At 58.6% G+C, this 12464-nt stretch carries 12 protein-coding genes; 9 read left to right on the forward strand and 3 right to left on the reverse strand.

Annotation, left to right across the window (positions count from 1 at the left end):
* Positions 1 to 656 precede the first annotated feature (656 nt).
* Positions 657 to 2213 (reverse strand): chromosomal replication initiator protein DnaA, encoded by a 1557-nt coding sequence (gene dnaA / locus QM600_RS27225; protein ID WP_283264884.1) that lies wholly within the window; start codon positions 2211 to 2213, stop codon positions 657 to 659.
* A gap of 814 nt (positions 2214 to 3027) precedes the next feature.
* Here dnaA and rpmH point away from each other — a divergent pair.
* Genes rpmH through QM600_RS27250 form a run of 5 tightly spaced genes read left to right on the forward strand, consistent with a single transcriptional unit; the run spans position 3028 to position 5641 of the window.
* The gene (gene rpmH, locus QM600_RS27230; RefSeq protein ID WP_094274674.1) at positions 3028 to 3171 is read left to right on the forward strand and encodes a 50S ribosomal protein L34; all 144 of its coding nucleotides are present in this window, start codon (positions 3028 to 3030) and stop codon (positions 3169 to 3171) included.
* A 26-nt stretch (positions 3172 to 3197) separates the two neighbouring features.
* Positions 3198 to 3578, forward strand: a complete 381-nt coding sequence (rnpA, locus tag QM600_RS27235) for a ribonuclease P protein component (protein ID WP_094270586.1) — start codon at positions 3198 to 3200, stop codon at positions 3576 to 3578.
* The gene (yidD, locus tag QM600_RS27240) at positions 3575 to 3928 is read left to right on the forward strand and encodes a membrane protein insertion efficiency factor YidD (protein WP_094270585.1); all 354 of its coding nucleotides are present in this window, start codon (positions 3575 to 3577) and stop codon (positions 3926 to 3928) included. Before rnpA ends, yidD begins: the two co-directional genes overlap by 4 nt.
* A gap of 4 nt (positions 3929 to 3932) precedes the next feature.
* Positions 3933 to 5051, forward strand: coding sequence for a membrane protein insertase YidC (gene yidC / locus QM600_RS27245; RefSeq protein ID WP_283264885.1), 1119 nt, complete (start codon positions 3933 to 3935; stop codon positions 5049 to 5051).
* Positions 5052 to 5071: 20 nt separating this feature from the next.
* Positions 5072 to 5641, forward strand: coding sequence for a Jag family protein (locus QM600_RS27250; protein WP_283264886.1), 570 nt, complete (start codon positions 5072 to 5074; stop codon positions 5639 to 5641).
* 124 nt (positions 5642 to 5765) lie between these two features.
* Here QM600_RS27250 and QM600_RS27255 read toward each other — a convergent pair whose 3' ends face one another.
* Positions 5766 to 7064 carry a M23 family metallopeptidase gene (locus QM600_RS27255; RefSeq protein ID WP_283264887.1) on the reverse strand — a complete coding sequence of 433 codons (1299 nt, stop codon included), beginning with the start codon at positions 7062 to 7064 and terminating at the stop codon, positions 5766 to 5768.
* Between the two features lie 469 nt (positions 7065 to 7533).
* Here QM600_RS27255 and rsmG point away from each other — a divergent pair, with 469 nt between their 5' ends.
* The 4 genes from rsmG (at position 7534) to QM600_RS27275 (ending at position 11304) form a co-directional block, all read left to right on the forward strand.
* On the forward strand, positions 7534 to 8214 hold the full coding sequence (gene rsmG, locus QM600_RS27260; protein ID WP_094270581.1) for a 16S rRNA (guanine(527)-N(7))-methyltransferase RsmG: 681 nt from the start codon (positions 7534 to 7536) through the stop codon (positions 8212 to 8214).
* Between the two features lie 93 nt (positions 8215 to 8307).
* On the forward strand, positions 8308 to 9309 hold the full coding sequence (locus QM600_RS27265) for a ParA family protein (protein WP_283264888.1): 1002 nt from the start codon (positions 8308 to 8310) through the stop codon (positions 9307 to 9309).
* Position 9310: 1 nt separating this feature from the next.
* A complete protein-coding gene (locus tag QM600_RS27270) occupies positions 9311 to 10354 on the forward strand; it encodes a ParB/RepB/Spo0J family partition protein (protein WP_283264889.1) in 1044 nt (347 codons plus the stop codon).
* Positions 10355 to 10620: 266 nt separating this feature from the next.
* Positions 10621 to 11304 (forward strand): GNAT family N-acetyltransferase, encoded by a 684-nt coding sequence (locus QM600_RS27275; protein ID WP_283264890.1) that lies wholly within the window; start codon positions 10621 to 10623, stop codon positions 11302 to 11304.
* A gap of 29 nt (positions 11305 to 11333) precedes the next feature.
* Here the strand turns inward: QM600_RS27275 and QM600_RS27280 are convergent.
* A partial coding sequence (locus QM600_RS27280; RefSeq protein ID WP_502943119.1) for an N-acetylmuramoyl-L-alanine amidase occupies positions 11334 to 12464 on the reverse strand: 1131 nt, incomplete at its 5' end.

The following is a 12464-nucleotide window of genomic DNA, read 5'->3' on the forward strand; positions in this document are numbered from 1 at the left end:
GCGAATTCTTCCCGGGAAACGCGAAACTTCAGGCTTCCAAGCTCCATCGCCGGGTGATTCCTCTCGGTAGTCATGTTCTGGTGGTGCGAATCCGCATCAGCTCGTCACAAGTCTGACACAGACGGTAACGACGAGTCCGACCCAGACGGCAACGACGCCAACCGTATGCCCTCGAGGGGCGATGAGGAAAGCCGAAGCCGGGACGGCTGGTCCGCCTCGAGGGGTTCCTAACAGGAGTTGTCCCCAATTCTGTTTTCAAAGAGCTTTTCCTAGAAATTTCTCAGTAGTAGTAATAAGTCCTGTGCAATCTGTGGAGTAACGGTTGTTGATGCAGGTCTGCCCCCTCGAGGGCCTGTGGACTTCTCGAGGACAGACTCGAGGAGCGATTGGCCTCTTCTGTGCACAGTTGAAAAGTTTTCGGATTCCTCCTCGAGATCTCCACAGACTTCGGGAGTTATCCACACAGTTATCCCCAGATGTGAATACTTTTCAAAGGAACTTCAGAGTTCGATCAAACCGGCGTGTCTAACACGGGCGTGTCGCGTGTTTCGGAGGACCGTTCGCCCTCGAGGGGCCTAAATCGAGGGCACAGAAAAACACCGATGCCGCTCGAGGGACAACTCCCCTCGAGCGGCATCGGCTCGAAAAATTGCAGGTCAGCGCTTAGAGCGCTGCTTGATCCGAGCCGTCAGCTCCTGAACCTGGTCGTAAACCTTGCGACGCTCGGTCATTTCCTTACGGATCTTCTTGTCGGCGTACATGACGGTGGTGTGGTCACGTCCGAATGTCTGACCGATCTTCGGCAATGACAAATCCGTCAGCTCACGGCACAAATACATGGAGATCTGGCGTGCCTGTGCGAGCGGACGGGCCTTACCGGGCCCACACAGGTCGTCGATCGACATATTGAAGTATTCGGCCGTGACGGCCATGATCGTCGCTGCATTGATCTCGAGGCTCGACGAATCCGGCATCAGATCGCGAAGGACAACCTCAGCCAACGTCAGATCCAACGGCTGACGATTGAGCGACGCAAATGCGGTGACACGAATCAACGCGCCTTCGAGTTCGCGGATGTTGCGCTCGATCCGGCTGGCGATCAGCTCGAGGACGTCGTGCGGCACCTCGAGGCGATCCATCCTCGCCTTCTTACTCAAGATCGCGATACGCGTCTCGAGTTCCGGCGGCTGAATGTCGGTGATCAGGCCCCATTCGAATCGGGTCCGCAGTCGCTCCTCGAGGGTTGCCAACTGCTTGGGCGGCCGGTCGGAGGAGACGACGATCTGCTTGTTCGCGTTGTGCAGGGTGTTGAAGGTGTGGAAGAACTCTTCCTGGATACCTTCCTTGCCCTCGATGAACTGGATGTCGTCGACCAGCAGCACATCAGTTTCGCGGTAGCGACGCTTGAATGCGACCTTGCGGTCGTCACGAAGACTGTTGATGAAGTCGTTCGTGAACTCTTCGGTGGAGACGTACTTCACGCGCATGCCGGGGAAGAGTCGTTGTGCATAGTGGCCGGCGGCGTGCAACAGATGCGTCTTGCCCAGTCCGGACGCTCCCCAGATGAAGAGGGGGTTGTATGCCCGGGCGGGGGCTTCGGCGATCGCGACGGCAGCAGCGTGCGCAAAACGGTTGGACGACCCGATGACAAAGGTGTCGAAGGTGTACTTCGAATTGAGGCTGTTTGCACCGGAGTTGGACGACGACGGTGTCGCCGGCGGCTTCGTGAAGTACGACGGCCACGATTCGTGAACGCTCGCGAGTGCTTCCCGGTCGTCGTCGACTTCTTCACTCTCGGCTGTTTCGGAGTCCGAGGGTTCTCCGTCACCTTCGGTGAAACGGCGCCGGCGGTAGGCACCGGAACTGTTGACCGATTCGAACTGTCGGCTTCCGGTGCGCTCTTCGGGTTCGGCCGATGGATCGGAGTCCGGCGGAGCGATACGGACGCCGAGCCCTTCTACCTGTCCGCCGAGGTGGCGTCCGAGTGCTTGCAGAATCGGTTCGCGTAGATCGCGTTCGATTGTCTCTTGAGCGAAGGACGACGGAACCGAGAGGAGTGCAAATCCTTGCGCGAGTGTGAGCGGCTTCACCAGACGAACGAACGCCTTCTGCTTACTGCTCAGTATCGGAAGATCGTTCCCGGGGTCATCACTCGTGAGTTCTGCAACCACGTCGACCCAGGCACGTGCGAGCGCGTTGGGATCGTCGTTCACGTGGTTCCTTCCCATGTTTCGGCGACAGGTGAGGTGTGCTGGCGCTGCCGAGCGCGTTGCTGCGGCGTGGATGTTCGGTGGTGTGGCACCTTTCGGTGTATCGACTCACCTGAGGTGAGAACCTCGTAAGGCTACGAATATGCCACCTGAACTGTGTTTCCACACAATTATCCACAGATGTGGACAAACGTGCACAGAGTCGGTTTTTTTGTGGCGGTTTTCTTGAAAACCTGACAAGAAAACCGTTTACCTGCAGGTTTGTGAGGACTCGAGGCGTCAGACACTCGGTGGTAGCGATGCGTTAATACTCACAGCCCTGTGGATGAATGTGGAAACTCGGGTTTCAGCGTCGAAACCTGCGCCTCGAACCGAATGTGCAGATGAGACCTCGTCGAGTGGTTCCGAGCCGGAATTGTGTACACCGGGATTTGTCTGCCTCGGCCTCGGTTGCAAAAATGTTGCCAAGGTCACACTCGCAGCCTCGCTCGAGGTCACGGGCCTATGCACATAGTCGGGCAAACTTGTGGGATCTTCGGACTTTTAGCGTGTCGCATTGCTTGGCGTGAGGGGTCCGTCGAAAGTGCTGGTTTGACCTTGGCAACGGTGGTAAGTAACCTCTAACAGTCACCCGTTGGCGGTGATCGTTTCGTGCTGACTACACATGTCGGGTCGGAAGGATTATCCAAGCCGCTTGTCGAGTGGAGAACATTGTTAGTCCTAGCTAGTTAGATCCAGCTAGATCCAAGGCGCTCAAGTGGCGCCGATTAAATTGAGGGCGCCGGGAGGCGCCAATGAACTTCGAGGAGTGTTGACCGTGGCCAAGGGCAAGCGGACGTTCCAGCCGAATAATCGCCGCCGCGCGCGTGTTCACGGCTTCCGTCTTCGTATGCGTACCCGTGCGGGTCGTGCAATCGTTTCGGCGCGTCGCCGTAAGGGCCGCGAATCCATTACAGCCTGATCTGATTTTGAGTTCAGGAGCTCGGGGTGTTGCCTGAGCCGTACCGGTTGCGTCGCCACTCAGATTTTTCCGTGGCGGTGCGACGCGGTCGTCGTATGGGAAGACGCGACCTTGTCGTGCACGCGTTCGATCGCGAGCAAGTAGAGGCGCTGGTAGTTACAAATCACGGTCCCCGTTTCGGGCTGATCGTGAGCAAGGCTGTCGGGCCGGCGGTGATTCGACATCGAGTCGCGCGCCGGCTTCGTCATATCTGTGCAGACCTCGCACAGCAGGTTTCACCCGCGACGGATGTGGTTATCCGTGCTCTTCCGGGTAGTGCCACCGCCAGTTCCGCGGAACTGGCCACGCAACTGCGCGCAGGTCTGAAAAAGATGAACCTATTGGTGTCGGTAAGTGAAGAGCCATGAGTACTCCGCTCTCTGAGCAGATCGAATCTCCCTCGGCCTCCCGTTTTTTGACGGTGTTGAAGGTCGTGCGTCGTGCTCCCGCCACTGTTCTGATCTTCTGTATCGAGCTGTACCGGACATATGTGTCGCCCTTGCGGATGCCGACCTGCCGGTTTACCCCCACTTGTAGTGAGTACGCAGTCGAAGCGCTGCGCACGCATGGGGCGATCAAAGGCCTTTTCTTGACTGTGGTGCGGTTGGCGAAGTGTGCCCCCTGGCATTCTGGAGGGTGGGACCCCGTCCCTGCCCGTCGTGACCGTGATGCGGGTTGCCGCCACCCTGGTCCTATGGACGAACAGAGGAGTACTTAGAGCCGTGCTCAATTTCATCTACTATCCGGTTTCCGCGATTCTGTGGGTCTGGCACAAGGTCTTCGGCTTTGTGTTGGGCGCAGACAGCGGTATCGCCTGGGCACTGTCCGTGGTGTTCCTGGTGTTCACGCTGCGTGCTGTTCTGTACAAGCCGTTCGTGAAGCAGGTCCGCACCACCCGTCAGATGCAGGAATTGCAGCCCCAGATCAAGGCTCTGCAGAAGAAGTACGCGGGTGACCGTCAGCGTCAGGCTGTCGAGATGCAGAAGCTCCAGAAGGAGCACGGATTCAACCCGATCATGGGTTGCCTCCCGGTCTTGGCTCAGGCGCCGGTGTTCATCGGTCTGTTCCACGTTCTGCGCTCGTTCAACCGCACCGGCACGGGTATGGGTCAGCTGTCCATGGACCCCATCACCAATGCGAATACGCCCAACTACGTGTTCAGTGCGACAGACGTTCAATCCTTCCTGGATGCCCGCCTGTTCGGTGCGCCGATCTCGGCAGCCATCACGACGCCGGTCGCTCAGCTCCAGGCTTACGTCACCGAGAACGTTCCGGAACTGCCCTCACGGCTGAACATCATCTTGGTCGCAGTTCCGCTGATGATCATCGCCAGCATCGCGACGCACTTCAACTCACGCGCTTCCGTTGCTCGCCAGTCTGAGGCTGCCGCGGCGAACCCGCAGTCCGCGATCATGAACAAGCTCGCGCTTTACGTCTTCCCACTGGGTGTTCTTGTCGGTGGACCGTTCCTGCCGATCGCCATCCTGCTGTACTGGGTGTCCAACAACATGTGGACCTACGGCCAGCAGCATCTTGTCTTCCGCAAGATCGATGCCGAGGAAGAAGAGAAGAAGCAGGAAGCGATCACTCGTCGCAACGACAATGCCCCGAAGCCCGGGGCTCGGCCTGATCCCACCAAGAAAAAGGGTTCCCCGGCCGCGTTGAAGACTGCAGATTCGTCCGACGAAGAGGCAGAGCAGCCTGAAGTTTCGCTCGAGAAGTCGGAGAAGCCTGCGCCGAAATCATCCGGTGCAAGCGGCGGCGGTTCCACGCCGAAACCGAAGCAGAACCGGCCACAGACCAATCGCGGTAACTCCCCCAAGCGCAATAAGCGGCGCTGATCGAGGAAAGAGAACGACCAATGTCCAGTGAAGCTGACATCGCTGTGGATGGAGAAAACTCAGACGTGAGCACCGAAACTGCTGCGCCGGTTACCGAGGTCGATATCGATTCAGACCTCGACGATTCCGATGACGATTTGATCGAAGAAGGCGAAATCGCCGGCGACTACCTCGAGCAGTTGCTCGATGTGCTCGATTTCGACGGCGACATCGACTTGGACGTCGAGGGCGATCGCGCGATCGTGAGCATCGACGGTGGAGACGATTTGACCAAGCTGGTCGGTCAGAAGGGTGAGGTTCTGGATGCTCTCCAGGAACTGACCCGGTTGGCTGTTCAGCAATCGACCGGTGAGCGAAGCCGCTTGATGCTGGACATCGCAGGCTGGCGTGCGGGTCGGCGCGAAGCACTCAGTGTCCTCGGTGCGGAAGCTGCCGCGCGAGTTCTCGAGACCGGTGAGCGCGAAGAGTTGGCGCCGATGACGCCGTTCGAGCGCAAGATCGTGCACGACGCCGTCGCCAAGGTCGACGGCGTTTCGAGCGAAAGTGAGGGCGCTGAGCCTTCACGTCGAGTGGTTGTCCTCAAGGACTGACACTCCCCTGGAGCAAGAAAATGCGGGCCCCGGACTTTCCCGAGGCCCGCATTCTTGTCGGTGCGCGAAGTGATGTGTTTCACGTGAAACGATCGGTGTTTGTGAAGGGCTAACTCACGCTATATCAGCTACCGAAATTCAGGGATCCGGTTCCCGGTGTGGGTTCGGGTGCAGGCGCGTCAGCGATGGTGACTGTCTTGCATCCGAGTTCGGTGTTGTGGTTTCCTGTGCCTATGTTGATGCCGTAAGCGCACACTGTTTGCTGACCGGTCTTGGAAGTTTTGACTGCAGTGTCGAATCCGTGATTGCCGGCAATTCCGTGTGCCTGATTGACATCTGTGCGGGATTTATCTGCAACGAACTTCTTGACTTCGACGTCGGGTTGTCCTGCCTGCCCGCCGATATACAGATGAATCTCGAGAGCCTTGCTGGTATCACTTCGATCGAATGCCCAACCTCTCGCTTGAACTGTGCCGCCGGACGGCGCCGAGACATCGTCGAGCGAACCGAGTGGATTTGGGTTTGCGATATTGACTGTGCGACAACCGATCAGAGTGTTACCGCCTCCTCCGATATTGATGGCATACAGACACACAGGGAGGTTTCCGAATTTTGCCGTTTCAATGGTTGTGTCGAATCCATGGTTACCGGTCAATCCGTGGACATTGTTTACATCCGGTCGAGAAACGTTGGCAGACAATGGATGTCCTTCGGCACCTACAACACCTGCTTCTCCCCCGACGTAGACATGAACTGCCAGGCTCGCTGATTTGTCATCACGATCGAATGCCCAACCCCCGACAGAGACGATGCCTGGACTAGGTGAGGTCACTCGATCGATATTGCCGATCGGAGACTGGGCTCCGTTCTGACTGGTCACAGATGTTCCGGCAGGGTAGTTTGTGCCGCGCTCCACCGTGTTGACGATTTCGCGGGTGGTTTGAGCTGAGCAGTTGACCATGTTCCAGTGCAGGTGTGGGCCGGAGGCATTGCCGCTCTGTCCGGATCGCCCGATCACATGTCCAGCGGAGATGCGCGTGCCCTTGGCGACGTTGATCGAGTTCAGGTGGGCGTACTGGGTGCAGCGATTGTCGCCGTGGTCGACGAGCACCATGTTCCCGGCGCCGGTGGTGACACTGCCGGCGAAGTAGACAGTTCCGTCGCCCGAACTCGAGACCTCCGAATTCATCGGGAGCGCAAAGTCAACTGCGTGTTGGTTGTACTGGCCTGTATGTGATGTCGATCCACCGGGCGACTGTGAAATTGTGTAGCTGCGGCCGGTGGGGAAAGGAAGATAGAACGTGGCGGCGGCTGTGGCGGGTGGCGCGAGCAGTACGGTACCGGCCACTGCTGCACTTGCTATCGCAATGCTTGCCAGTGATCTCATCCAGAGTTTTCGTCGGTCGGCATATGTGCGTGTCATTCCGAATTCCTTTAATGGACGGTGAGATCTGTCGCGTAAGTCTGTTGGTGCAGCCGAGGTTCAAATATTTGCACAAAGCGAATTTTCGGGCCGCAAGTGGCGTTTCGAATGCTAGGGCGTTCACCGTGTACGCGGTATCCGCTGTCCGAATGACAGGGCGACGGAAGATTGATCAGAACCCGTCTTTCTTGAACTTGGTTTCACGTGAAACCAAGCTTGACTTAGTGGATTGCCGACATTTTTGGGAGATAATTGAGGTAACCTGACACCAGCGCTAGTTTCGTCACTGTGATGATATTAATTCTGCTATTCATATTTTCAGTATCGATGTTTCACGTGAAACCCTGGCGCCGAATTGAACTAGTTGGCAGACTCACAGCGAGTCGACGGGTAGAAGCGAACACTTGTCGGTGACAACACGGATAATGACTTGAGTCTTGATTGTTGATTTCGCGGTATTCGCGGGAGGATGTTTCACGTGGAACAAAATGGTGCGCCGTCGGTTGACTGGGATGAACAAGCGACTGCGCGCGCTGTGTTCGGTGACAGATACGACATCGCGGAACGGTACTACCAATCCCTGGCTACAGATGGCGTCGAGCGCGGCCTGATCGGCCCTCGCGAGGTGCCGCGGTTATGGGAACGTCACCTACTCAATTGCGCCGTTATCGGTGAACTGATCGCCGAAGGTGAGTCCGTCGTCGACGTGGGAAGTGGTGCCGGGTTGCCCGGAATTCCGCTCGCGATCGCACGACCCGATCTCAAGATCACTCTCGTCGAACCGCTTTTGCGTCGTTCGGTTTACCTTGCCGAGTTCATCGAAGCTAACGGGTTGGATGTTCTTGTCGTTCGTGGGCGCGCCGAAGAATCGGGTGTCGTGAAGGAAGCAGGCGGCGCCGATGTCGTCACCTCGCGTGCCGTCGCTCCTCTGGAAAAGTTGGCGCGGTGGTCACTCCCCCTCATCCACGAGCACGGACGGATGCTCGCATTGAAGGGGTCGAGTGCCGCCGAAGAGATCGAGCGAGACCGAACCGCGTTGACAAAACTCGGTGCCGGCAAGTTCGAAATACTCGAATGTGGATCTGAGTTTCTCCGCACGCCCACGGTTGTGGTCAAGGCAGAACGCCTCCCTAAACGACGTCAGCGCTGACGATGTCCGCCAACAATTCTCGGATGACGATGGACAAGAAAGTACAGATGATGAGAGCACCCAGTGATCGATTCGCAATCCAAGGAGCAGTCAATGTCGGCTCGATCTGAATCTGTTGTTTCACGTGAAACAACTATGCCGGTTGTCAGTGCGGATCCAGTAGTCAACGACGACGAGAACTTCACTGCTCCCTATGCGGGGTTGTCGTCGGCTGAGACCCCGATCGGTGCCGCCGCGCATCGTGCGAGTCAGGTGCTGCACCCGCATTCGGTATCACTGCCCCGGCCGGCGTTCCGTCGAGTGATCACGATCGCCAACCAGAAGGGTGGCGTCGGCAAGACAACGACGACGGTCAACCTCGCGTCGGCACTCGCCCTTCAAGGGCTCAGGGTTCTCGTGGTCGATTTGGACCCTCAGGGCAACGCCAGCACTGCGCTGGGCGTCGTACATACCTCGGGCACCCCGTCAAGCTATGAGCTCCTCATCGGCGAAGTGAAGGCCGTTGACGCGGTGCAGACCAGCCCGCACAGCGAGCGCCTTCTCTGTATCCCCGCAACGATCGATCTGGCTGGCGCGGAAATCGAACTGGTATCGATGGTGGCTCGCGAGAATCGACTCAAGGGCGCACTCAACGACAAGGTTCTCACCGAGCTCGACGTGGACTTCGTCCTGATCGACTGCCCGCCGTCCCTGGGCCTGCTGACCGTCAACGCGATGGTGGCGGCCAAGGAAGTTCTGATCCCGATCCAGTGCGAGTACTACGCCCTCGAGGGCGTAGGCCAGTTGCTCCGCAACATCGAATTGGTACAAGCGCATCTCAATCCGGATCTACACGTCTCCACCGTCCTTCTGACGATGTACGACGGCCGGACCAAGCTTGCAGACCAGGTCGCCGAGGAAGTCCGTAAGCACTTCGGTGACACCGTTCTCCGCGCCGTGATCCCTCGAAGCGTCAAGGTTTCCGAAGCTCCCGGTTACGGCATGACTGTTCTCGACTACGACCCAGGTTCACGTGGGGCGATGAGCTACCTCGACGCGGGCCGCGAACTTGCCGGCCGCTCTATCACCGCTACGACCACGACGCAGGAGCAGTGAGATGACCCAGGCACGTAAAGGCGGATTGGGCCGCGGGTTGGCCGCTCTCATTCCCACCGGTCCGGCTACGGCACCCGGCCTCGGTTCGGCGGCTGCCGACGTCGTCATCGGTGGAGACAGCAGTGGAAGCAAGCGCAACCCCTCCCCTCCCCCACTGAAGGTGGCGGCATCGAAGGCGCCGCGAGCTACCAAGAAGGCCGCTGCCGGTGCCTCCCCGGACGCAGAACTCGAGCCGACCGGTGCGGTGTACCTCGAGATCGAACCGAGTCTGATCGAGACAAACCCGAAGCAACCGCGCACCGTTTTCGACGAGGAAGCACTCGCGGAGTTGGTGCATTCCATCCGCGAATTCGGATTGATGCAGCCGATCGTGGTTCGTCGTAACGGCGACAAGTACCAACTTGTCATGGGCGAGCGTCGTTGGCGAGCGAGTCAGGAAGCCGGTCTCGAGAAGATCCCGGCGATCATTCGCGAGACCGACGACGACTCGATGTTGCGTGATGCGCTCCTCGAGAACATTCATCGCGTCCAGTTGAATCCCCTCGAGGAAGCTGCCGCGTATCAGCAGTTGCTCGAAGAGTTCGAGGTGACACATGAAGAATTGGCTCACCGGATTGGTCGTTCACGGCCGGTAGTGACCAACATGATTCGTCTGTTGAAGTTGCCGGTGGCAGTTCAACGACGCGTCGCTGCCGGTGTTCTCTCCGCCGGACATGCTCGTGCGTTGCTCTCCCTCGAGGCGGGTGCCGACGCTCAGGAAGTGATGGCAGCGCGCGTCGTGGCGGAAGGAATGTCCGTCCGAGCGACCGAGGAAGCTGTCACTTTGGCCAACCGGGCAGACAACGAGGTTGCTCCGCAGCAGAAGCGGAAGCCGATTGTGATGCCGGGTCTTCAGGATGTGGCGGAGCGGTTGTCGGACTCGTTCGACACTCGTGTGACGGTCAGTCTGGGCAAGCGCAAGGGCAAGATTGTGGTCGAATTCGGATCCGTCGACGACCTCCAGCGCATCGTCGGGATGATGGAATTGCAGAAGTCGAAGAAGTGACGAAACTCTGACATCCCAGCACCTTACCGACTTTCGTCACTGTGACAATACTGTCGGAAATGGGAGTTTTCGAATCGGTATTCCGAATGAAATATGTTGGGCTGCAACGTATTAAGGAAGATGAACACCATGGCGCTGCCGACGGCGTCGTGGTGGCTTAGTCTGGAGAAGAAAGATACGTCGGGTGGGCCGAAAATCTGCAACAGAGATCTGAAAATGTGCACCAGAGAACTTGCAACAAAGAACTACGGAGAGTGAGTTAGTCAGTGTCGACTCACACAATCACGTCACTGCGCCTCGACGGTCTCGATCAACTTTCTTCGCACGCTCGTCGGTGCGTGTTCTGGGAGATGGATCCGGCGGCGCTTCACGCGGCTCGTGGATTCTGTGATCAGGAGTTCGAGAAAGAAGCCTGGCTGTCGATGGTCTTGCTCGAATGGGGATCCTGCGGACAAGTCGCGGTCAAGGACGGCAAGCCTCTCGGTAGTGCGCTCTACGCCCCTCCCCGAAGCATTCCGCGGGCACAGATGTTTCCCACCAGCCCGGTGGGCTCCGACGCCGTACTTCTGACCAGCCTCAGGCTGGAACCGTCAGGCGAAGAGGAAAGCCTCGGGCCGGCTCTCATTTCGGCTGTAGTGAACGATCTTGTGCGACGCGGTGTGCGTGCCTTGGAAGCGTTCGGAATCCGCGGAGAACCGCAGCAGCAGTTCGAGGGGGTCGCGTCGGCGACGGCAGCCCTGGAATGTTCGCCGGAAGAATGCATGATCAGTGCAGACTTCCTCGAGGACTGCGGTTTCGAGGTTGTTGCCCCCCACCACCGGTACCCGCGGCTACGCCTCGAGCTTAATCGTGATCACGAGTGGAAGGTCGACGTCGAGGAAGCACTCGACCGCCTCCTGCAGAGCGCTGCACTCGAGATGATTCAGGCCGGCGAACTGACGCGCGTGTAGTTGGCGGGATCGTCACCCGCCGGCGCGCGTCAGTTGCGTTCTGCTACGGAAAGTTCTTCTGCGAGAAGCTCGGCGAAGGTGAAGGTGCCGGTCGGCTGATCGTCCTGGCCGAGTAGGTAGAGGCGCTTGACCGAAATCAGAATTGCCTCGGCGATGGTGTCGCGCATCCGCGGATTGGTAAGTACCTCAACATCATTCGCGTTGGAGAGGTATCCGAGATCGATTTGGATTGTCGGCATGTTGGTCAGGCGCAACAACTCCCACGTTCTACCGTGAGTTCTGCAGTCCCGCAACGGAGTTCGTGCCACAATTTCGCGCTGGACGAAGCCCGTGAGCAGTTGGCCGATCCTCGACACGGAACCATGCGAGTTACCGAAATGGAAGCTGGCGATGCCGCTGGCCGACGGGCTGGAATTGCTGTCGCAGCGCAACGAGATCAAGAGATCGGCGTCGAATGCGTTGGAGGTCAACGCACGTTCGGCTTCGGTCGGATCTGCGTTGTGCGGGCGCGAGAGGAAGGTTTCCATTCCCGTGGCAGCCATTCGCCCCTCGAGGCGCATAGCGAGATCCCACAAGATGTCGGCTTCGGAAATCCCGTTCACGATGGCACCGGTGGACGGCCCACCCAAACCCGGATCGATGACGATGCGCTTTCCGCCGAGTTGCGGGCCCTTGCGGTGCACCAGTTCCTGCTCGCTGATCGCGTGCGGCGAACCACCGGTGACACGGGTGCCGAGAAGCTCGAGCGATCGAAGCGTCTGCGGACCGCAGATACCGTCGGCCGCGATACCGATTTCACGCTGGAAGGAAGAGAGCGATTCGTGAGTCTTCGGGCCGAAGAAACCGTCGACGCGGCCCGTGTAGAACCCGAGATCCTGAAGTCTGGTCTGCAGCGCTGCCACGTCGTCGCCGTACAGCGGCGCGGACAACTGGTAGATCAGTGTGCGGGCGCCCAGACGGTACGAGGCCTCACGAATCGACCGATACGTCGCCGGGCCCACAATTCCGTCGACAAGCAGCCCACGTTGCTGCTGGAAGGCACGAACGGCACTGTCGAGGTGCTGATCGAAGATGACGTCCGGCGCAACCCAGTGGGCACCGTCGTCGCTTTCACGTCGAATGCTGGAGGGGATGTGATGCAGGTATCCCAGCTTCGTCAA

Origin of the sequence: Rhodococcus sp. IEGM 1379, assembly GCF_030056815.1 — a bacterium.
Taxonomy (GTDB): domain Bacteria; phylum Actinomycetota; class Actinomycetes; order Mycobacteriales; family Mycobacteriaceae; genus Rhodococcus_F.

Coding starts and splice junctions, on each gene's coding strand:
- yidD (WP_094270585.1), top strand. CDS start 3,575: ATGAGTACTCCGCTCTCTGAGCAGATCGAATCTCCCTCGGCCTCCCGT.
- QM600_RS27250 (WP_283264886.1), top strand. CDS start 5,072: ATGTCCAGTGAAGCTGACATCGCTGTGGATGGAGAAAACTCAGACGTG.
- QM600_RS27255 (WP_283264887.1), bottom strand. CDS start 7,064: ATGACACGCACATATGCCGACCGACGAAAACTCTGGATGAGATCACTG.
- rsmG (WP_094270581.1), top strand. CDS start 7,534: ATGTTTCACGTGGAACAAAATGGTGCGCCGTCGGTTGACTGGGATGAA.
- QM600_RS27265 (WP_283264888.1), top strand. CDS start 8,308: ATGTCGGCTCGATCTGAATCTGTTGTTTCACGTGAAACAACTATGCCG.
- QM600_RS27270 (WP_283264889.1), top strand. CDS start 9,311: ATGACCCAGGCACGTAAAGGCGGATTGGGCCGCGGGTTGGCCGCTCTC.